Here is a 20,257-nt window from a genome sequence, read left to right as displayed (position 1 = left end):
TCTAAGGCGTTCCGTTCTGGGTGGTTACTTCGGTTACCAGCCCAATTGAACTGACCCGCAACGCCACACTCTTGGCTCCTGATTTGGCCCCGGTGTTTTCGCTGCAGTGCGGGCCTTTCTCAATGTAATAGACATATACTTTCCCATTCCGATCGGTGATTTCGTTCACATCCGGCCGACCCAGCATCTTACCCAGGTCATTCACATGCAGTCCTTTGAACTGATCGCGAACGGCCATAAAGTTGCTTACGAGCGTTTGTCGAACACCATTACATCCGCCGCGATCATTGCGCCAGGCTTTCAGATCTAACGTACCCAGCTTGTCCGGGCCAGCACAGGAAAAAATCAGCGTTACTAAGCCTGAAAGACATAGTGATTTTCTGGAAATCATCGGGTAATGGTGTAGCTTAACTAGTTAGTGAAAGACTAAACTTATAATCCTCGTGGGTTGAAAAGGGTAGGTAGCTTACGCCCGAACAGTTTATTGTGTCTTCTTACGCCCTTCTGGAGATTGATCGTCGAGGCTATATTGAACGTACCTGTAATGGCAATGCCAGCCACAGCCGTTATTCCTGAAGCCTTAATTACGCCCTCAGCCGGCAAACCGTACGACGTTGGACGGCCGGTAACTACAGCTCCCAGCGAAAGCACGATTCGTACCGCCGAATAGGTCAATATTGCTAACGGCACAGCAGTAGCTATGGCCGAGATGCGTGCCCTTCTTTGCTGCCTACGCGCCCGTCCAACAGGTTGTTGTATCAACGAATCGGGTGAGTGAAGTAGTGGAAAAGCAGGATCTGATATTCGATACACGCCTGACCTAAATCGGTAAGGGGGAGGCGATGTGAAGGAAAAAACAGCCTCGGCGGGCCCTTCAGCAGCGACGAAGGTGCGAATAGCCACCGAATCGGCTGATAGCGTCCGCACAGGGTCGGGTGTCTGCGCCCACACCTGACTTATCGATATTCCCAGAAAAAGGCATAGCCAGATACTGACCTGCCCAATGCTATGGTTGCTCATTATACGCTGCCTGAACCAGGGTTTGGCCAACTGCTTTGAGCGTATTCGGGTCAATGTTGTGCATATCATCTTCGGCCGTGTGCCAGTCGTGGAAGAACCCCCCACTCAGGGCATTAAGGTGAATAATATCGATCATCGGGATCTTCGCAATGGTATTGGGGGCCAGATGATCATCGGTGATGGTCCCACCGTTTTTATCCACAAAGTATTGGCTATATCCTAGCTGACTGGCCGTATTCCAGATAGTCTGTACTACGCTGGGGGCGAATTGCATGGAGTAACCTTCTTTGAGAAATGTGGCTCCTTTCGCACCAACCATATCGAGCAGTACACCGTAGTAGGCTGTGTATCCGGGTTTATGCGGGTTTTTGGCCCAATAACGTGAACCAAGGCAGAATCCGACGTAATCAATGTCGGGGTGGCCGGCCTCTTTATCGCCCACCGCTTTTTCACCGTTGCCCCAGTCTTCAGCATCGAAAAAAACGAGGTCGACGCCCACGGTTGGTTTGGTCTTGGCCTGCTGAATGGCACGCGCCATCTCAAGTAACACGGCTACGCCGCTGGCACCGTCGTTGGCGGCAGGTACGGGCTTTTTGTGGTTCACCTCCAAACTGTCCTGGTCTGAAAAGCGACGCGAATCCCAGTGTGACGAGAACAGAATGCGCTTTTCGGCTTGCGGGTTAATGACGCCGATGATGTTACGGCCTTTTACCATGATCCCGTCCCAGCCTTTCACGGTGAATGGCTGCTCAATGACCTCAACGCCGTATGATTTCAGCTTGGCCACGATGTAGTCGCCGCCGCGTATGTGAGCCGGTGTGTTAGGCACGCGCGGGCCGATTGCGATCTGGTCATTGACAAATGCATATGCTGAATCGCCGGAGAAGGTTGGCGCTGGTACCAGTTTCGTCTCGGTTTGTGTCGTTTCTGACGAACTACTTTTTTTATCGTCGCAGGCCGTACTAACCAGCGCACAGGCCAAAATGGCCAGGAAGGTTGTTTTCATGAGTAAAATTGGTCGAACAACAGAATGAGTTTGTTGTCAGAACGCCCAAAAGTACGCCATCTGTGTGGTTCGTCTAGGGTGTGTTGTCAATAGTATGGAAAACCCGACTTGCTCATCTAAACAACTACTGAGTGGCGGGCTTGTTCAACAGCCCCCACAAGCCCAGGATCGGCCCCGGCACCAATAGCCAGAACGCCCAGATGGAGTTGCCCGAGTAGGGCAATAGCCAAGCCAGCGTCTGAATAGAAACGATAGTGATGGAGAAGCCAATACAGGTAGCCAGTGTTAGCAGACTACCCCGAACATGATCAGGTACGTTGGTTGAAATAATGGTCGTTAGCTGCGGCGAATCACCCGCAATTGTGATACCATAGACAATCAGAAAAGCTAGAAAAAAAGCTGGTGGTGCTTCTACCATTAACGGTATCAGTGCGGTACAACAGCCTGAAATCATCAGATTGACAGTTGCTACTCGTTGGCTACCAAAACGAAGGGCGATCAGGCCACCTGCAGCACACCCTATGAAACCCGCCGCAATGCCCAAGAACGCCCAAACAGATTTGTTGAACAGGAAATTCGGGTGCTGTTGACTGTAGATAGTAAGGAGTGCGGGAAGGAAGGCCCATAGCGCATACAACTCCCACATGTGCCCGAAATAGCCCGTAACACCCGCCCGCAACGGCCCCGGTCGAAACAACATAGGGAAAACTGACAGGCTGAACGTACCTGGCCGACGTGGCACGGGCGTCGCTGGCATAACCCAGACCAGCAACAGGCCACCCGCTACTGCCAGCACGCTCACGGTGAGTAACACGCTTTCATATGGTAATGACTGGCCCACACCGCGTATCAGGTGCGGCAGGGAGGTACCCAATACCAGTGCACCAACCAGAAAACCCATTGCCCGACCCAGCACGGGTCGAAACCAGTCCGCCGCGATTTTCATGCCAACGGGGTAAACACCTGCCAGAAAAAATCCCGTTCCGAACCGACTCAACAGCACCCATCCCGACTGCAACGGCAACACTAGAATAAGCAGGTTGAAAATGGCCGCCGCGATGACCGACACCAGAAAAACACGGGTAGCCGGGTACGTATCGGGGATACGGTACAGGGTGTAGACCAACGTACCGGCGATGAACCCCAGTTGCACAGCCGACGTGATCCAGCCGCTCAGCGCCGTAGTACCGAGCAGCGGCTGTAGATTAGGCAGAATGGCATTACCCGCAAACCATAGCGACGTGCCGGCGAACTGCGCCAGCACAATAGCCAATAAATGGGCGTTGCCGAGGGGCTCAGTGCGTACTTGAGTCAAAGCGTATGAGGATCAGGGCGATATAATTTTTCTGAATTCTTCACAATTGACTGCTTTCACTAGGTCCTGCGGAGTCATTTTTTATACGTTGATGGGCCGCGCTTTTGTCATCCCGACGACAAGAGCTCGGCTGCTTCACAATTCTCAAACAATTGAATTGGCAAGGCTCCCTGTAGCAACGAGCCGTTATCTCAAAGCTATTTCAGATAACGCGATATTGGCGTGTTACTCCTCATACGCCCAGTCGATGCGGTGTTTCATGTCGCGGATGACGAGGCCCTGCGATTTGAAATAGGTACGTACCTGATCAACCTTGTCGTAGAGTCGCTGGGTTTTGTATTCGCGGTAGAGATCCAGCATGCCACCGACCATAGCCGACTGGTCGCGCGTGATTTCTTCCTGCAAACCCAGTACCTCTTCGAAGAACTGAATGAACGTCGTTTTCAACTGGTCAAACGCTTCTTCGCCCAGTTTTGCCATCGATACCTGACGCGTATCGAGCTGATTTACTTTCTTCAGCAGGCTGAACAAATGACCAATTGTTACGGCGGTGTTCAGGTCGTCGTTCATGGCGGCGAAGAGAGCCTGTTTATAGTTGGCAATTTCTTCGCCCTGCTTTGGGTCTACCTCCACCCCTTCATCAGACAGGTACGTCATCGACTTAATAAGCCGATAGCCATTTACGAGCCGTTTGTAGCCTTTTTGAGCTGCTTTCAGGGCATCGTTCGAGAAGTCGAGCGTACTACGGTAGTGCGATTGCAGCATGAAGAACCGCACCGTCATGGGTGAATACGCCTGATCGAGCAGCGGGTGATCACCAGCGAAGAGTTGCGACGGCAGGAACGAGTTGCCCAGCGATTTGCTCATCTTCTGGCCGTTAACGGTCAGCATGTTCGAGTGCATCCAGTACCGAACCGGCGCGCGGTCATTAAGGCCATTCCCCTGTGCAATTTCGCATTCGTGATGCGGAAACTTCAGGTCCATACCGCCGCCGTGAATATCGAATTGCGTACCTAAATATTTAGTACTCATGCAGGTACATTCCAGGTGCCAGCCCGGAAAACCAATACCCCAGGGCGACGGCCAGCGCATGAGGTGCTCGGGCGAGGCGTTTTTCCAGAGTGCAAAATCCAGCGGATTCCGCTTTTCACTCTGTCCGTCCAGGTCGCGGGTTTCGTTGAGCAGGTCTTCCAGAATACGACCCGACAGTTTACCGTAATCGCCGCCGTTTTTGTTGTACTGCTCGATATCGAAATAAACCGACCCGTTCGATTCATAAGCCAACCCTTTGTCGATGAGCAGCTTTACGGCTTCGATCTGCTCGATCATGTGTCCCGTTGCCGTTGGTTCGATGCTCGGCGGGCGCATATTGAACTGAAGCAGTACATCGTGAAAATCGTTGGTGTAACGCTGCACGATTTCCATCGGCTCAATCTGTTCCAGCTTGGCCATCCGTCCGATCTTGTCTTCGCCTTCATCGCCATCGCCCACGAGGTGACCCACGTCGGTAATGTTCCGAACGTACCTGACCTTATAGCCAATGAACGTCAGATACCGAAACAGGCTGTCGAAGGTCAGGAAGGTGCGCAGGTTACCGAGGTGAACGTAGTTGTAGACCGTTGGTCCGCAGACGTAGAGACCCACGTTGGGCGCGCTGATGGGTTCGAACGGTTCTTTCTGGCGGGAAAGCGTATTGTAGAGCGAGAGCGGTTGCATGGAACAAAAATAGTTTACTGTTTGCAGTTTACAGTCTTCTGTTGCGCTGCAACACCACTATATGGCTCTTAAGCAGCGCAACAGAGAATAGTACATCCTCACGCCACCACCCAGTTCATGAGCCTACCAGGTTGTCTGTAGGCGGAGCAACAGACAACGGTAAACAGCAAACAGTAAACTAACTTTGTGTCATGCAATTACTCGAAGTAGGCCAGAACGCCGCCCTCCGTACCGAATTTCTTCAACTGCCGGTTCGCCTGTACAAGAACGACCCCTGCTGGATTCGTCCACTCGATGACGATCTGGAAAGCGTGTTCGATCCCAAACGAAACAAGCTGTTCGACGATGGCGAATGCACGCGCTGGGTGCTGAAAAACGAGACGGGCGAGACTATTGGACGGGTGGCGGCTTTCGTGAACCAGAAAACGCTCAAGGCCGAAAAAGACCAGCCCACAGGCGGAATGGGCTTTTTCGAGTGCATCGATGACCAAACAGCGGCCTTTCTCCTGTTCGACACCTGCCGGGAATGGCTGGCGGCGCGGGGTATGGAGGCCATGGACGGCCCCATCAATTTTGGTGACCGCGACCGGTGGTGGGGCTTGCTGGTAGAAGGCTACGACAAAGAGCCGAACTACGGTATGCCCTACACGAAGCCGTATTACGTGCCGTTTTTCGAGGCCTATGGCTTTCAGGATTATTTCCAGCAGCACACGTTCTACCTCCCCATTGCCTACGATGAACTGCTGGCCAACGGGATGCAGCAGAAGGTATTCGACCGAGCCAAAGCCATTCTGGATAATCCTGAGTACACGTTCGAGCATATTCAGAAAAATAAACTGCCTCAGTACGCCGCCGATTTTGCCGAGATCTACACCAAAGCCTGGGCCAAAATTCTGGGCACGCCCGATATGACCACCGAAAAGGCTCTGGTGCTGATGCAGAAGATGAAACCGGTGATGGAAGAAAATCTGGTCTGGTTCGGCTATCATGGCAGCGGTCCCGACCGCAAACCGGTGGCGTTTTTCATTATGCTGCCCGAACTGAACCAGTATTTTAAGCACGTGAACGGCAAAATGGATCTAAAGGGGAAGCTGACGTTTCTATACCACAAGCTGTTCAAGCCAACCAACAAAGCCTTCGGCGTTATTTTTGGCGTAGTGCCTGATTTCCAGGGAAAAGGCATTGAATCGGCTATTGCCATTGCCTATCCAACGCGCGAAGCCTGGGGCGGCAAAAAGCACCAGTTCAGCCAGTTGGAACTGAACTGGATCGGCGACTTCAACGTCCGCATGATCCGCTTCTCGAAAATGCTCGGCGGCAAGGTCGTCAAACGTCACATCACCTACCGTTTCCTATTCGACCGCGAGAAAGAATTCAAACGGCATAAAGTGATTTAGAGAGCAGTTGGTGAAGGAGCCTCCAGGTACGTCGATGTAGCTTCACTACCAATCGTTTTTTTGTCATCCCGAAGAATGAGGGATCTTGGCGTTCCGATCAATGGTGCCTAGCGCCTTCAACAGGAACGCCAAGATCCCTCATTCTTCGGGATGACAAGAAACGACCGGATAGGAAACCAAACTGGCCAAATACTGGAGGCGCATTGATAAGATTGACCCTCACCGTACATAACCCGCTCACGCTTACCTTTGCGGGCATCAATTGACACTACAAACAGCATGAGTTTACTCACCGTGGGTTCGGTCGCGTTCGACGCCCTGGAAACCCCCTTCGGCAAGACCGACAAAATCATTGGCGGTGCCGCCACCTATATTACCCTATCGGCGTCGTACTTCACGAAAGAAAACAATCTGGTTGCCGTGGTGGGCGACGATTTCCCGCAATCCATGATCGATACGCTGGTGAGTCACGGCGTGAACGTGGACGGACTGGAGATTCGGAAAGGAGAGAAAACGTTTTTCTGGTCAGGCAAGTACCATAACGACATGAACTCGCGCGACACGGTCGACGTGCAGCTCAACGTGATGGAAAACTTCGACCCCATCATCCCCGAATCGTATCAGGGTTGCGAATACCTGATGCTGGGCAACACGGCCCCCGCCATTCAGCACCTGGTGATCAAGCGCCTCGCCAGCCGGCCCAAACTGATTGTGCTCGACACAATGAACCTCTGGATCGAGATTGCCAATGCCGACCTGAAAGCCCTGTTGCAGGACGTAGACGTGCTGGTACTGAACGACGAAGAAGCCCGCCAACTGACCGGCGATTATTCGTTGGTGCGCGCAGCCGCTACGATCAAGGGCATGGGACCTAAAACGGTGATTATCAAGAAAGGCGAGCACGGCGCGTTGCTCTTCCACGAAGACCGCATCTTCGCTACGCCAGCCCTGCCGCTGGAAGAGGTATTCGACCCAACCGGCGCAGGTGACACGTTTGCAGGCGGCTTCATTGGCCACCTTGCCAAAACCGACGATATCTCCTTCGACAACATGAAGCGGGCCGTCGTTTACGGATCAGCCATGGCGTCGTTCTGCGTCGAGAAGTTCGGTGCCGAGCGTATCCTGAACCTATCGCCCGACGAAATCCAGGACCGCGTCGATCAGTTCGTGAAACTGTCGGCGTTTAGTGTGGAAATGTAAAAGGGAAGTTTCAAGTGTCAGGTTTCAAGTGTCAAGTGCGGTGCCTATTAACAAAAACATAAGTAAGCACCGCACTTGACACTTGAAACTCTTTTTCGCATTAACTTTGCATCATTAATCTTTCAGGGGTGCCTTATAACAACGGGCTGAGATTATACCCATAGAACCTGTACACGGGTAATGCCGCAGCAGGGAATGTAAATATGAGTTTCAAGTTTCAGGTATCAAGTTTCAGGTGCGTTGCTTATCACCGAGGTGGTTGTTAGCAGCGCACCTGAAACTTGATACCTGAAACTTGAAACTCTCTTTTTTCACTCCGATAGGCTTGGCCCCTACGCCTTTCGTTAACCGTTTGTGTCGCGATGACCAACGCAACGACCTATCGTTTTGCCGCCACAGTATTGCTGTGGTGCGTGTTCCACCTGCCCGTTTGGGCGCAATCACTTACCCTCTCCGGCACCGTCCGGGAGGCCGACGGCAGCCCGCTTCCGGGTGCCGCTATCACCATCGACGGATCGCTCAAGGGCACTAATACCGATGCCTCAGGTACGTTCCGGCTCACCAATCTACGCGCAGGTACGTATCAGGTACGTGTCTCGCTGGTTGGCTACACGGCTATCGACCAATCTGTTACATTACCAACATCCGAACCACTGACCGTTCAGCTGCGGCAAAGCGAAGTGGTAATGGATGAGGTGGTGGTGCTGGCAACGCGCGCCAATGAGAAATCGGCTATTGCCTACACCGACGTTTCAAAGCGCGACCTGACCAAGCTCAATCTAGGGCAGGACTTACCACTGCTGCTTAACTTCACGCCCTCGGTCGTGACCACGTCGGATGCGGGCGCGGGCGTGGGCTACACGGGCATTCGTATTCGCGGATCGGATGCTACGCGGGTGAATGTGACGCTCAACGGCATTCCGTATAACGACGCCGAGTCGCAGGGGACATTCTGGGTGAACATGCCCGACTTTGCGTCGTCGGTGAATAGCGTACAGATTCAGCGGGGCGTGGGTACGTCGACCAACGGAGCGGGGGCTTTCGGGGCCAGCGTCAACGTGCAGACCAACTCGCTCCAGAAAGATCCGTATGCCGAGGTAAACCTGTCGGGCGGATCGTATAACACGCGCCGGGCTACGGTTCAGGCGGGAACGGGCCTGATGTCAGGGCATTTCGTGGTCGATGCGCGGCTGTCGAAGATCGCGTCGGATGGCTACATTGACCGGGCGTCGTCGGATCTGAAATCGTTTTATCTATCGGGCGGCTATTACAGCAAGAAAAGCTTCGTGCGGCTGAATGTCTTCTCGGGGCAGGAAAAAACGTATCAGGCCTGGAATGGCGTACCCGAAGAGCTGCTGGCCACCAACCGGACCTACAACGAGTTCACGTACCCGAACCAGACCGATAATTACCAGCAGGACCAGTATCAGTTGATCACGTCGACGGAACTGAGCCGAAACTGGCGCGCCAACGTGTCGCTCTTTTACACGAAAGGGCGCGGGTATTACGAAGAGTTGAAGGAAGGCGACCGCCTGAGCAAGTATGGCTTACCCAACGTCGTGATCCGCGATTCGATCATCAGCCGATCGACTATCGTGCGCCGCCGGTGGCTCGACAATGACTTTTACGGCACTGTTTTCTCGTTCGATTACGACAACAAGAATCGGCTGACGGCCAACATTGGTGGTGGCCTGAACAAGTACCAGGGGAAACATTTTGGCGAGGTTATTTCGGGGCAGTTTGTGCCTACCACGCCTTACCGCTATTATGAAGACAACGCCACGAAGACGGACGTAAACGTCTATGCCAAAGCCTTTTATCAGTTCACCTCAAAGCTCAACGCCTTCCTGGATTTGCAGGTACGTTCAGTCAACTACTCGTTCCTTGGCTTCAATAGCCAGTTGCAGAATGTGCAGCAGCAGGCTTCGTTGACCTTCTTCAACCCAAAAGCGGGGCTGACTTTCGCGGCCAATGACCGGACTACGGCCTACGCGTCGTTTGGTGTGGGGAACAAAGAGCCTAACCGCGACGACTACACGCAGTCGACACCCGGCAGTCGCCCGCTGGCCGAACGATTGTATGACTGGGAGGCGGGTATCAAAACCCGTACTGACCGCGTAGCCATGAGCCTGAACGGTTATTACATGAACTACCGTAACCAGCTGGTACTCAACGGGGCCATCAATGACGTGGGTGCGTTTAACCGGATCAACGTACCCAGCAGCTACCGCGCGGGCATCGAGGCCGAAGTGACCACGTTGCTGACCAAGGCTTTGCGCTGGAGTGTAAACGGCACATTTAGCCAGAACAAAATTCGCAACTATACCCAGTTTTTCGACTCGGATGCCGGTCAGGAAGCTCGGCAGTTTTCGCAGACCGACATTGCCTTTTCGCCCAACGTCATTGCAGGTTCACAACTGCTGCTGACCGCCGCTAAGGGACTGGAAATCGGTCTTTTATCGAAGTACGTCGGCAAGCAATTCCTGGACAATACGAGCAGCGACGCCCGGAAGATCGACGCTTATTTCGTGAATGACCTACGGTTCATCTATACGCTGAAACCGACGTTTGCGAAAGAGATCGTGTTCACACTGCTCGTGAATAACCTGTTCAGCGAGCGCTACGTATCGAATGGCTATACTTACGGCTACGTCAGCGAAGGCCGCCTCGATTCATATAACTACTACTACCCACAAGCCACCCGCAACGTACTGGCGGGAGTACGGGTGAGGTTTTAGATCAAATAGGAGTAAAGGAGGAACGGACGAAAGGAGAAATGGTAGCTTTGCGCGTTGATTACTCGACTTGCAAAGCCACCATTTCTCCTTTTCTGCGTTCTCCCTTTCCTCCCTCTTCCCATGATCCGCTTTTTCAACGAAGACGTCGACTATAAACTGCCCCAGAAGCTGGCGGCGAAAAAATGGCTCACCGCACAAGCCAAAGCCGAAGGGCACGACATGGGCGACCTGAACTATGTGTTCTGCTCCGACGAATACTTGCTACAAGTCAACCGGGAACACCTCGACCACGATTATTACACCGACATTATCACGTTCGATAACCGTGAATTTGCCGACGACCCCATCGAAGGCGATATCTTCATCAGCGTCGACCGGGTGGCCGACAATGCGGCTCAACTTGGCGTATCGCCCGAACAGGAAATGCGCCGTGTACTGGCCCACGGCCTGCTCCACCTCTGCGGCTACGGCGACAAGGCGCCCGACGACGAGAAACTGATGCGCAGCAAAGAAGATGAGTGGATTGCTGCTTTTCTGTAGTGGCGATCCAAGCTGATTCTACAACCGCTCCAGCTGGTAAAAAACGGGGATAATCGTTTTGCCCCGCTCCGACAGCGTATACTCGATATGCAGCGGCTTAGGCTTTATCACTACTTTATCGAGGTATCCTTCCCCTACCAACTCGTTCAGAGCCGTAGCCAGCGATTGTTTGTTGGCACCGTCAATGTCGCGCAGTAACGAGTTGAACCGTACGGGGCCATTCACGGCTGATCGGAATATTTGCGGCTTCAGCTTCCCGGATAGCAACTTTAATACCTCTTCGGCCGGGCAACCATTCTCTATTTTCTGCATGCTTCTGTAGTCAACTTTTGTTGACTAATTGACTCTGTATCTGCCGCACGCCAACTTTGTGGCGCGTCAACAAGTTACATATGAACAAGAACAGGACGGTGTTGACCTTACCTGCTCTTTATATAAAAATATGCCAATCAACCCATTATTGTGCGATATAGAATCAGGCATGTGTGAATTACCCGATTCAACCGCAACTTCGGGAAAAGAGAGCGATACACCAGCCCGCGAATCGGTCAGCGTGATTTATTATACCGACCCGATTTGTTCTACATGCTGGGGTATTGAACCGCAGCTACGCAAACTCGAACTGGAATACGGGCACCACATTAAAGTAGATTACCGAATGGGCGGTTTACTGCCCGACTGGAGCTATAACAGTGGCGGCATCAGTAAGCCGTCAGACGTGGCCTCGCACTGGGACGAGGTTAGTCGTTACTACGATATGCCTATTGATGGCGATGTCTGGCTGGAAGACCCCCTCGACTCGTCGTATCCAGCGTCTATTGCCTTCAAGGCCGCTCAATTACAGGGTGATACGAACGCTCTGTCGTTTCTGCGGGTGCTTCGTGAAATGGTCTTCCTGCAAAAAAAGAACATTGCCAACTGGGAGAACTTGGTTCTGGCAGCCCGGAACGTCGGGTTGGATGTTGACCAATTCACCACTGACTACCAGGGTCGGGCTCAGGCTCTTTTCAGACAGGATTTAGCCCTGGCCCGTCAGTTGGGCGTCAGGGGGTTTCCTACCTTATTTTTTATGGATCAGCAAGGCAAGCCGGAGAAAGTTTACGGTTACAAACCCTATCCTGTTTTTGAACATGCCCTGCGGAAACAACTGCCTACGGTGACCAAAGCAGCGATCAACACGAGCTGGCAGCATCTGTTTACCCATTACCCGACGCTTACGTCCCGCGAATTTGCGGAGTTGGCTGGAACTGACCGTAAACAGGCCGACGCCTATCTTCAGCAATTAACAGATGACGGACAGCTCAGTAAATTAACGACCAAGAACGGCATCCTGTGGATTCGTGAGCAGACCCTTCCCGGTCAAGAGGCCGTGGCTGCCCGTTGATCTAAATCAGCCCGAATCGGATCCGGAACACCGTCCAGCCATCGGGCTGGGTACGTAGCGAGAAGGCGAAGCCGTGGTTGAGCAGGATTTCGCGGGTGAGGGTCAGGCCGATGCCTTGTCCGGTGGATTTCGTGCTGAAAAAAGGATTAAACAGGTTTGTGGCCACATCGTCGGAGATAGGTTGGCCGTTATCGCGGATATGGAGTTCTGAGCTGGTCAATACAATACCAACCGATTGGCCAGTCTGGCAGGCTTCCAGGGCATTTTTAACCACATTTACCAGCACTTGTTCCATTTGTGCTACGTCTATCAGCTGATGTACCGGGGAGTCTGGTACGGTCAGTGTCAGCGATATGCCGCGCGCGCTGGCCTGTGGCTGCATCAGGCTCAGTACGTCGCGCAACAGGTCAGGTACGTTGGTGAGGACAGGATTGGGCACCGGCAGCCGCACCACATCGGCGAAGCGGCGCATGAACTGATTTAGCCGGTCGTTACGTTCGATGGCAACGCGCACGGCTTTTCGGACGTCGGGGTCAGGTACGTCGGGTTCGGCAATGTGCAGAATGGAGTTGATCGCCCCGATGGAGTTATTCACTTCGTGGGCCATCATCCTGATCACCTTGCCGAAAGCCTTTTTTTCGGTCTCAATAATTTCGGCCGTCAGCTCTTCAATAAACAGGAACTGTCTTCGGAAGCCCCGGTCAATGAACTGCCCGCGCATGGCCCGGTAGGTTTCAACGCCCGTCAGTTTGATCGTCTGCGGCTGGTCGGTGGGCAGGTCGGTCAGGTACGTCAGCAACGGATGGCCAATAGCCGACAGAGGCCTGCCGATCAGCTCATCATTGGGCAGGTTGAGCAGTTGCCGGGCTTTGGGGTTCACGGCCGATACACGTTCGTCGAAATCAAACGTCAGGAGCGCAATGGGGGCCGCCTCAATCAATTTATCCAGAAAAAACTGCTGTTCGGCCTGTCGGGTACGTTCCTGCCGAAGCTGGTCGATCATCAGGTTATACACATTAATTAGCCCATCTACCTCTTCGTTTCCGGTGGCTACAAACTTGATAGTAAAGTCTTTATCCCGAATAGCTTCGATACCCGACGCGATAAATGCCGCTGGTTGCCGAAACGACTGATACAGCCGTACGGCAATGTACATCGACAGCAAGATCAGTACTTCTGCCGCAATGAAATAGGGTTTATCCTCCTTCAATAATTGGAACGTCAGCCCGATCAGTACGGCATGAACGGCCCCGATGTAGAGCAGGTAACGAGTTTGGAACGTCATATAGAACGCCGATAAAGCTGATGTATGCCGGTTAATTTGATACGCGACTTCGGTATCTTGCCCACGGCAAAGGTCTGATTCGTTTTGATCATATTCCTGATGTAATTGTTTGGGCTGGGCCACGCATCAGCAACCTACGGTGCAAAGCAGCTATCTGAAAAAACAATCATCCTTATCTCCTAACCTCTATCACAATATGAACCGCCGCCTTTTTATGACGCAGGCTGCCCTCGGGGCCAGCGCACTGGTAAATGCTGATGCTTCGCCGCTGTTTCGTTCCGCCGACACCCGCAAGCTGGGCATTGCGCTGGTGGGGCTGGGTACGTATAGCACTGTACAGCTGGGTCCGGCGTTGCAACATACAGAGCGCTGTCGGCTGGCGGGTATCGTGACGGGCACACCCGCCAAAGCGCAGGAGTGGATGGCGAAGTATAACATTCCAAAAGAGAATGTCTACAATTACCAGACCTTCGACCGCATTGCCGACAACCCCAACATCGACATTGTGTATGTGGTACTGCCCAATTCGATGCACGCCGAATACGTGATTCGGGCGGCCAAGGCGGGCAAGCACGTGATCTGCGAAAAACCGATGGGCCTCAACGTGGGTGAGTGCGAGCAGATGGTTCAGGCCTGTAAAAAAGCGGGCGTGAAACTGTCGGTGGGGTATCGTCTGTATTTTGAACCACATCATCTGGAGGTACGTCGGTTGGCGCAATCGCAGGAATTGGGCACGGTGAAACTGATGGAAACGGCACTTGGCTTCTCCATGGCGAACCCCAACTCGTGGCGGCTCAACAAACAAATGGGCGGTGGCGGGGCCATCATGGATCTGGGTGTATATGCCATTCAGGGTGCCCGCCGAACCATCGGTGAAGACCCGATTGCGGTGACGGCACAGGGGTTTGTCCGGGATAAAACCATTTTCAAAGACATTTACGAGAGTATGTTTTTCCAGATGGAGTTTCCGGGCGGGGCACTTTCCAACTCAACCACAACCTACACATCGTACGTCGATCGGCTCCACGCGACCACCGGTCACGAGTGGTTTGGGTTGCAACCGTCGTTCAACGCTACGGGGGCTAAAGGCGATTCGTCAAAAGGCAAGATCGACCTGGCAACACCACCTTTCCAGCAGATTCGCCAGATGGACGCCTTCGCCGCTACGATCATCAACAATACAGACCCCGTTGCCTCAGCGGCCGAGGGTATCAAAGACCTCCACATCATCGACGCCATCGTCCGCTCTGCCGACACCGGGCGCCGCATCGAGATAGACTGGAAGAGGGTATAGAACGACGGCCTGTCTACATCCTGGGGTCAGTTCGAGCATGGCGACTACTTACGCAGGCGGCGTATTTACCCCATGCCCCTCGCCCATTACTCCTCCGAACTAAACGCGATGCCATATTTTTCCAGACGGCGGTAGAGCGAAAATCGGGTGATGCCCAGGGCGCGCGCTACGTGGCCGACCCGGTTCTGGTGGTGCGCCATGGCCCGTTCAATCATCTGCCGTTCCATTTCATCGAGCGTCATGCTGCCAACGGGCGGCAATTGGCTGGGGGCGCTGGTTGTGGGTCTGGGCGCCAAGGGAGTCAGGTGCTTTTCGAAGTCGGCGACGGTGAGCGTATCGCCAGGAGCCAGGAGCACGGCGCGTTCGACCACGTTTTTCAACTGACGAATGTTGCCGGGCAACGACAGGTCTTTGAGCCAATGCTGCGCTTCCTTACTGACCAGTAAGTTGGGGCGGCCGTACAGTGTTTTCAGGTTGTCGGTAAAGAACTTGACCAGCCGGGGAATGTCGGCGGGGCGTTCGCGGAGGGCAGGCAGGCGCACCGTGATCAGGTTGATGCGGTAGAACAGGTCTTCGCGGAACGTACCCAGCCGCACCATCTCTTCGAGGTTCCGGTTGGTGGCGCAGATCACCCGCACGTCGACCGTTCGGGTTTTGCTGCTACCCAGCGGCTCGAAGGTGCGATCCTGCAATACGCGGAGCAACTTTACTTGCGATGCCGAATCCAGATCACCGATTTCATCAAGGAAAATGCTGCCTTTATGGGCCAGTTCGAAACGCCCGATGCGGTCGGCTTTCGCATCGGTAAAGGCCCCGCGTACATGGCCGAAGAGTTCGCTTTCAAACAACGTACTGGAAATACCGCCCAGGTTCACCTTAACAAACGGCTGCCGTTTGCGGCGGCTGTTTTGGTGAATGGCTTCAGCAATCAGTTCTTTTCCCGTACCGCTTTCGCCCGTTATCAGCACTGGCGCATCGGTTTGGGCTACGCGGCCGATGGTTGTCAATACGTCGAGTAGCTTCGGGTCTTCACCCACGATGTTGTCGAACTGAAACTGCTCGTCAAGCTGGCGACGGTTAGCGGATACCGCTTCGCCAGACCGCTCACCCGCCAGCTTGATCGCTGTTTTGACCGACTGTACAAGATGATCGTTCTGCCAGGGTTTAGTGATGAAATCATTGGCTCCGGCTTTCATGCCCTGCACGGCCAGATCGATGCTCCCCCAGCCGGTGATAAGCAGCACAGGTACGTTGGGCAGCCGTTCGCGAATGTACCGAAGCAGCCGGATACCATCATCGCCCGATGTTTCGACCGAGAAATTCATATCGAGCACAATCGCTGTCGGGGTTTCCTCTTCCAGTGCTTCCCGCGTTTCGAACGGTCCGTCGGCAACACGAACAGCGAAGCCTTCTTTCCTGAAAAGCAGCGAAAGAGAGGTTTGAACAGCAATATCGTCGTCGATGATGAGGAGCATGGGGAAGGGGCGCGGGGCATGGGGCGCGGGGCTGGGGGCGTGGGGTACTGCTCTCGCGTCAGCTACCTCAAGCCCCTTCTGCCCTAAGCCACATGCCCCTAGCATTTTTATACATTCGTTAAAACAACCCAACTGATGACTAGAGGATTTCGATTTGAAGGGCTAGAAATTTGGCAGCGAGCTATTGATCTTGGCGATAAGCTATTTGACATTTCTGATTTTTTAGAAAATAGAAAACTGTTTCGGTTCGCCGGACAACTGCGAGGAGCAGGGATGAGCATCTCTAATAATACTGCTGAGGGTTCTGGTTCAACGCCCAAGAAGGGGTTTCATCAATTCCTAAATTATGCCCGACGTTCCTGTTACGAGTGCGCTAACATAATAATCGTTCTCCAACGGAGAGATTATGTTAGTGTAGAGACGAAGCAGCAAATCTTCAATGACCTGGATGAGCTAAGTCGCAAAATCAGTAACTTTCAGAAATCGCTCCTACCAACCCTAAGCTAAGCAGAGCCCAAGCCCTCCGCCCCTAGCCCCTGACATTTCACTACTCTTCATGCAGCGCCACTGCCGGTTGGATCGCGGCAGCTTGTCGGCTAGGGAAAAGAGCGCAGATTGTAACGAGCAGATACACGATCAGGGCGGCAACAATGATGGCAATTACATATACACTGGAAGCGAGGTCGAAGACGTTGAGCAACGGAAACTGGCAGGCAAGTACAAGCCCCAGCACCAGTGCAAAAGTAGCCAGCACCCACATCTCGCCCACAAACTGCCATGAAATCGACCGTTCGGTAGCACCCAGTGCGCGGCGAAGACCAATTTCGCCCCGGCGGCGGGTGATGCTCACGTTTAACACACCGAACAGGCCGAGGGCCACGTTGATCAGCAGGAAGCTACACACAATCACGAAGATGATGGCGGGGACCAGCGTAAGGTTATGCCGGTTTTCGCACGACTCGGTCAGGTGATCCACGTCGACGCTCCAGCCCGTTGCCATAGCCGTTACAGCCTTCACGAGCTTGGCTTCGAATACCGCGTCGGTTCCGGGCTTCACCTTAACCAGAATCTTTTTATGGTACGATTCCTTCGCATCGAGCTGCTGAAAAATAGCGGGCATATTCGTCATAAATTCTCCTTTCGCTTTAAAATTATCGATCACACCAACTATTTTTTGTTGACGTGATCCATCATTTCCTTTGGGCTTATCGCCCAGTAATTGCCCAACCGGATCTTCGTCGTCAAACAATTTTTCTTTCGCTTTCTGATTGATAACCACGGCTCTGTATTTGCCAATACTATCGGCGGGTGTGTACCATCGGCCCGAGGCCAACGGTATCTCCAGCACATCGGCAAATTTTTCATCGGTTACGTAAAAATCCATCATCGTTTTTCGGTTACCACGCTCAACATTATTGTTCATGGTATTGGCTGAAAATGGACTATTATCACTCATCCGCGAACTAGACGCCACTTCAGGAAAAGCGTTTATTCGTTGTATGATACGTTGCGTTTTTTCAGCCACGGCCACCGTATCCTGATTGTTGTTCAGGTCAACAACCCAGACATATTCGTAAGAAAAACCCAGCGGTTCGCGGTAATTGCTGAGGTTATGGACCAGCAGCGAAGCCAGCCCGAACAAGACCATAAACGAAGCCCAAATCTCAATGATTAACAGCGAGTGAGCTCGTTTCTTGTTCCAGATTAATTTAAACAGATGACGGATCATGATGAAAGATTTTTTTACCAAAGGCTAGATACCGTGAGCGTGGGCCGAAGGGCGGTGCATCTACCCCAAGACCCGTACTCTACGCTTTCAATGCTTCGGCAATATTGAGTTTCGACATACGAAGGGCGGGCAATACCCCAGATAACAGCCCGAAAATCAGGCATATACCAAGACTTACCAGAAACACCGTTACATTGATTGTCAGATCGGCATGGGCAATCCAGCCGCTGTTATTGATCAGCGAAATGGCGATCAGGGTCAGCACCAGTGCAATTGCCCCACCGATGAACGTGATGAAAATGTTCTCGACAATGAATTGCCATAGCAACGTACGAATGGGCGCGCCAAAGGCTTTTCGTATTCCGATCTCCGAGGCGCGTTCCAAAATCCGGCTTACGTTTACATTGACCAGATTAATTGCCGGCAACCCCATCAGCATGAGCATGATAAACCCAATAACGCCATAGAAAATACTTTTCAGACCACTATCGCCATCAGCAAATGCGCCGACAAAACTTTCCAGGTACGGCATGCTTTTTACAACTAACGCATAATATTTGAATCCGTCCTGATCGCCGGGTACCGGAATGCGCTGGATAAAGCCCTGAAATTCATCGTTAATGGCTTTCATCCCACGCTTATCACCTGCCAGAGCAATGGCAATATAGTTTCCCCGCATGCCCGTATTCTGATAATTACTTTTGGGAGCCGTGTATGGAAAATACACGTCGGCATGTGTCAGAATTCGTGTAATCGGACTGCCTTTCACAACGCCAATCACCTTGTAATGAATGTTTTCTATTTCAACGTCTTTTCCGATTACCGGATCCGACGGATTATCGAAATATTGCCTTTTAAAATCATCGGTGATCACCGCTACATAATCACCATTGGCAATATTCTGTTCGTTGTACGGTTTTCCTTCCAGAAAATCAAAATCTGTCACTTTCCAGAAATCGGCGTCCGTAAATTTTGTATTCAGGTCGATCTTCTGAGAGCCGACATATGCGTTCGATGTGTTGAACATGGAACAGATCGTGACCCGCTCGGCCGACTTCAGCGCTTTGGCGTATTTGGTCAGAAACTTGAAACTCATTGGCCCCTGCGACCGGCCATTACGGACCGAATCAAGCTGGGTCATCATTTGAATGTAGATCGACCGGTCGCGTTTCAGTTCGGGGTAGTGCGTGCCAAACAGATGGTCGAGAAACGAGGTCAGTACCATCAGTACGGTCAGGGTGAGGCTAATGCCAAAAAGCGTGATGAAGGTGTAGAACGGATGCCGAAGCAGCACCTTCCAGGCTATTTTTATGTAGTTCGTGAGCATGAGATTTCGGATTTGGGATTTATGATTTCGGATTGGACGGTTCGGAAATCACGTTCCCCGCAGAAACATCCGAAATCCCAAATCTCAAATCCGAAATCAGTTTGCTGTCTCCCACCATCGCGCCATCGAAGAGGCGGATCAGGCGGTGCGTTTTTTTGGCCATCGTTTCGTCGTGCGTTACCATCACGATGGTACTGCCTTCGGTATTCAGTTGCTGAAGAATAGCCATGATTTCGTTGCCCATCGCGCTATCGAGGTTACCAGTTGGTTCATCGGCCAGGATGATTGACGGGCGGCCAACAATGGCGCGGGCAATGGCTACGCGCTGCTTTTGGCCGCCGGAAAGCTGGCCGGGGAAGTGCTTCATTCGGTTACTCAACCCCACTTTTTCCAACGCCTCCTGCGCCAGTTGCCGCCGCGATGCACCCACCGAACGCGGCCCGGTAGCATCGCCTTTCCGGTACAGTAGTGGAATCTCCACGTTATCCAGCACCGACAGGTCATTGATCAGGTGGAAACTCTGAAAAATGAAGCCAATCTGCTGGTTGCGCAGCAGGGCCAGCTCTTTATCACGATACTGCATTACGATTCTCCCGTCAATTTCTACCTGCCCGGCACTGGGTGCATCCAGCAACCCCATCAGGTTCATCAGCGTCGACTTCCCGCAGCCGCTGGGCCCCATGATAGAAATAAACTCACCGGCGTTGATGGTCAGGTTGATGTTGGTCAGCGCCAGCGTTTCGATGGAGCTGGTGCGGTACACTTTTTCGATGTTTGTGAGCTTGATCATGTGATTGGGCGGGGGCTTAGGGCAAGGGGCTTGGGGCGTAG

General features: G+C 52.8%; 18 protein-coding genes. 7 read left to right on the top strand and 11 right to left on the bottom strand.

What is annotated here, in order from left to right:
• Position 1 precedes the first annotated feature (1 nt).
• From J2I46_RS17635 to cysS, 5 genes are all read right to left on the bottom strand, one after another.
• Positions 2 to 391 carry a hypothetical protein gene (locus J2I46_RS17635; protein WP_207330375.1) on the bottom strand — a complete coding sequence of 130 codons (390 nt, stop codon included), beginning with the start codon at positions 389 to 391 and terminating at the stop codon, positions 2 to 4.
• 41 nt (positions 392 to 432) lie between these two features.
• A complete protein-coding gene (locus J2I46_RS17630; RefSeq protein WP_207330374.1) occupies positions 433 to 1,020 on the bottom strand; it encodes a hypothetical protein in 588 nt (195 codons plus the stop codon).
• Complete coding sequence (locus J2I46_RS17625) at positions 1,007 to 2,026, bottom strand: M28 family peptidase (protein WP_207330373.1); 1,020 nt, start codon at positions 2,024 to 2,026, stop codon at positions 1,007 to 1,009. The genes J2I46_RS17630 and J2I46_RS17625 overlap by 14 nt, the downstream gene beginning before the upstream one ends.
• 124 nt (positions 2,027 to 2,150) lie before the next feature.
• A complete protein-coding gene (locus tag J2I46_RS17620) occupies positions 2,151 to 3,341 on the bottom strand; it encodes an MFS transporter (RefSeq protein WP_207330372.1) in 1,191 nt (396 codons plus the stop codon).
• A gap of 225 nt (positions 3,342 to 3,566) precedes the next feature.
• Positions 3,567 to 5,057, bottom strand: coding sequence for a cysteine--tRNA ligase (gene cysS, locus J2I46_RS17615; protein WP_207330371.1), 1,491 nt, complete (start codon positions 5,055 to 5,057; stop codon positions 3,567 to 3,569).
• A gap of 191 nt (positions 5,058 to 5,248) precedes the next feature.
• On the opposite strand from cysS, the gene J2I46_RS17610 reads away from it, so the two are divergent.
• From J2I46_RS17610 to ybeY, 4 genes are all read left to right on the top strand, one after another.
• Complete coding sequence (locus tag J2I46_RS17610; RefSeq protein WP_207330370.1) at positions 5,249 to 6,454, top strand: hypothetical protein; 1,206 nt, start codon at positions 5,249 to 5,251, stop codon at positions 6,452 to 6,454.
• A 279-nt stretch (positions 6,455 to 6,733) separates the two neighbouring features.
• On the top strand, positions 6,734 to 7,654 hold the full coding sequence (locus tag J2I46_RS17605; protein ID WP_207330369.1) for a PfkB family carbohydrate kinase: 921 nt from the start codon (positions 6,734 to 6,736) through the stop codon (positions 7,652 to 7,654).
• A 362-nt stretch (positions 7,655 to 8,016) separates the two neighbouring features.
• Positions 8,017 to 10,392: a TonB-dependent receptor gene (locus J2I46_RS17600; RefSeq protein ID WP_207330368.1), complete on the top strand. Its 2,376-nt coding sequence runs from the start codon at positions 8,017 to 8,019 to the stop codon at positions 10,390 to 10,392.
• Between the two features lie 120 nt (positions 10,393 to 10,512).
• Entirely contained in the window at positions 10,513 to 10,932 is a 420-nt protein-coding gene (gene ybeY / locus J2I46_RS17595; RefSeq protein WP_207330367.1) for an rRNA maturation RNase YbeY, read from the top strand.
• Positions 10,933 to 10,950: 18 nt separating this feature from the next.
• Here the strand turns inward: ybeY and J2I46_RS17590 are convergent, their stop codons facing one another.
• Positions 10,951 to 11,244: a winged helix-turn-helix transcriptional regulator gene (locus tag J2I46_RS17590; protein ID WP_207330366.1), complete on the bottom strand. Its 294-nt coding sequence runs from the start codon at positions 11,242 to 11,244 to the stop codon at positions 10,951 to 10,953.
• Between the two features lie 169 nt (positions 11,245 to 11,413).
• Here J2I46_RS17590 and J2I46_RS17585 point away from each other — a divergent pair, with 169 nt between their 5' ends.
• Positions 11,414 to 12,316 carry a ClpXP adapter SpxH family protein gene (locus J2I46_RS17585; RefSeq protein WP_229379820.1) on the top strand — a complete coding sequence of 301 codons (903 nt, stop codon included), beginning with the start codon at positions 11,414 to 11,416 and terminating at the stop codon, positions 12,314 to 12,316.
• A 1-nt stretch (position 12,317) separates the two neighbouring features.
• Here the strand turns inward: J2I46_RS17585 and J2I46_RS17580 are convergent, their stop codons facing one another.
• Entirely contained in the window at positions 12,318 to 13,601 is a 1,284-nt protein-coding gene (locus J2I46_RS17580) for a sensor histidine kinase (RefSeq protein ID WP_207330364.1), read from the bottom strand.
• Positions 13,602 to 13,797: 196 nt separating this feature from the next.
• Between J2I46_RS17580 and J2I46_RS17575 the strand changes: the two genes are divergently transcribed.
• Positions 13,798 to 14,895, top strand: a complete 1,098-nt coding sequence (locus tag J2I46_RS17575; RefSeq protein ID WP_207330363.1) for a Gfo/Idh/MocA family protein — start codon at positions 13,798 to 13,800, stop codon at positions 14,893 to 14,895.
• Between the two features lie 86 nt (positions 14,896 to 14,981).
• Here the strand turns inward: J2I46_RS17575 and J2I46_RS17570 are convergent, their stop codons facing one another.
• Positions 14,982 to 16,370, bottom strand: a complete 1,389-nt coding sequence (locus J2I46_RS17570; RefSeq protein WP_207330362.1) for a sigma-54-dependent transcriptional regulator — start codon at positions 16,368 to 16,370, stop codon at positions 14,982 to 14,984.
• 135 nt (positions 16,371 to 16,505) lie between these two features.
• Here J2I46_RS17570 and J2I46_RS17565 point away from each other — a divergent pair, with 135 nt between their 5' ends.
• The gene (locus J2I46_RS17565; RefSeq protein WP_207330361.1) at positions 16,506 to 16,877 is read left to right on the top strand and encodes a four helix bundle protein; all 372 of its coding nucleotides are present in this window, start codon (positions 16,506 to 16,508) and stop codon (positions 16,875 to 16,877) included.
• Between the two features lie 40 nt (positions 16,878 to 16,917).
• Here J2I46_RS17565 and J2I46_RS17560 read toward each other — a convergent pair whose 3' ends face one another.
• The 3 genes from J2I46_RS17560 to J2I46_RS17550 all read right to left on the bottom strand — a co-directional run bounded on the left by J2I46_RS17560 (position 16,918) and on the right by J2I46_RS17550 (position 20,216).
• Positions 16,918 to 18,099, bottom strand: coding sequence for an ABC transporter permease (locus J2I46_RS17560; RefSeq protein ID WP_207330360.1), 1,182 nt, complete (start codon positions 18,097 to 18,099; stop codon positions 16,918 to 16,920).
• A gap of 79 nt (positions 18,100 to 18,178) precedes the next feature.
• Positions 18,179 to 19,426, bottom strand: coding sequence for an ABC transporter permease (locus tag J2I46_RS17555; protein ID WP_207330359.1), 1,248 nt, complete (start codon positions 19,424 to 19,426; stop codon positions 18,179 to 18,181).
• A gap of 19 nt (positions 19,427 to 19,445) precedes the next feature.
• Positions 19,446 to 20,216 (bottom strand): ABC transporter ATP-binding protein, encoded by a 771-nt coding sequence (locus J2I46_RS17550; protein ID WP_207330358.1) that lies wholly within the window; start codon positions 20,214 to 20,216, stop codon positions 19,446 to 19,448.
• Positions 20,217 to 20,257 lie beyond the last annotated feature (41 nt).

The organism is Fibrella forsythiae, from assembly GCF_017353175.1.
Classification (GTDB): domain Bacteria; phylum Bacteroidota; class Bacteroidia; order Cytophagales; family Spirosomataceae; genus Fibrella; species Fibrella forsythiae.
This window is presented reverse-complemented; position numbering and strand designations above follow the sequence as displayed.

Bases quoted from the DNA above. Each gene is read 5' to 3' on its own strand.
- J2I46_RS17635 (WP_207330375.1), bottom strand. From the start codon at position 391: ATGATTTCCAGAAAATCACTATGTCTTTCAGGCTTAGTAACGCTGATT.
- J2I46_RS17630 (WP_207330374.1), bottom strand. From the start codon at position 1,020: ATGAGCAACCATAGCATTGGGCAGGTCAGTATCTGGCTATGCCTTTTT.
- J2I46_RS17625 (WP_207330373.1), bottom strand. From the start codon at position 2,026: ATGAAAACAACCTTCCTGGCCATTTTGGCCTGTGCGCTGGTTAGTACG.
- cysS (WP_207330371.1), bottom strand. From the start codon at position 5,057: ATGCAACCGCTCTCGCTCTACAATACGCTTTCCCGCCAGAAAGAACCG.
- J2I46_RS17610 (WP_207330370.1), top strand. From the start codon at position 5,249: ATGCAATTACTCGAAGTAGGCCAGAACGCCGCCCTCCGTACCGAATTT.
- J2I46_RS17605 (WP_207330369.1), top strand. From the start codon at position 6,734: ATGAGTTTACTCACCGTGGGTTCGGTCGCGTTCGACGCCCTGGAAACC.
- J2I46_RS17600 (WP_207330368.1), top strand. From the start codon at position 8,017: ATGACCAACGCAACGACCTATCGTTTTGCCGCCACAGTATTGCTGTGG.
- ybeY (WP_207330367.1), top strand. From the start codon at position 10,513: ATGATCCGCTTTTTCAACGAAGACGTCGACTATAAACTGCCCCAGAAG.
- J2I46_RS17590 (WP_207330366.1), bottom strand. From the start codon at position 11,244: ATGCAGAAAATAGAGAATGGTTGCCCGGCCGAAGAGGTATTAAAGTTG.
- J2I46_RS17585 (WP_229379820.1), top strand. From the start codon at position 11,414: ATGTGTGAATTACCCGATTCAACCGCAACTTCGGGAAAAGAGAGCGAT.
- J2I46_RS17580 (WP_207330364.1), bottom strand. From the start codon at position 13,601: ATGACGTTCCAAACTCGTTACCTGCTCTACATCGGGGCCGTTCATGCC.
- J2I46_RS17575 (WP_207330363.1), top strand. From the start codon at position 13,798: ATGAACCGCCGCCTTTTTATGACGCAGGCTGCCCTCGGGGCCAGCGCA.
- J2I46_RS17570 (WP_207330362.1), bottom strand. From the start codon at position 16,370: ATGCTCCTCATCATCGACGACGATATTGCTGTTCAAACCTCTCTTTCG.
- J2I46_RS17565 (WP_207330361.1), top strand. From the start codon at position 16,506: ATGACTAGAGGATTTCGATTTGAAGGGCTAGAAATTTGGCAGCGAGCT.
- J2I46_RS17560 (WP_207330360.1), bottom strand. From the start codon at position 18,099: ATGATCCGTCATCTGTTTAAATTAATCTGGAACAAGAAACGAGCTCAC.
- J2I46_RS17555 (WP_207330359.1), bottom strand. From the start codon at position 19,426: ATGCTCACGAACTACATAAAAATAGCCTGGAAGGTGCTGCTTCGGCAT.
- J2I46_RS17550 (WP_207330358.1), bottom strand. From the start codon at position 20,216: ATGATCAAGCTCACAAACATCGAAAAAGTGTACCGCACCAGCTCCATC.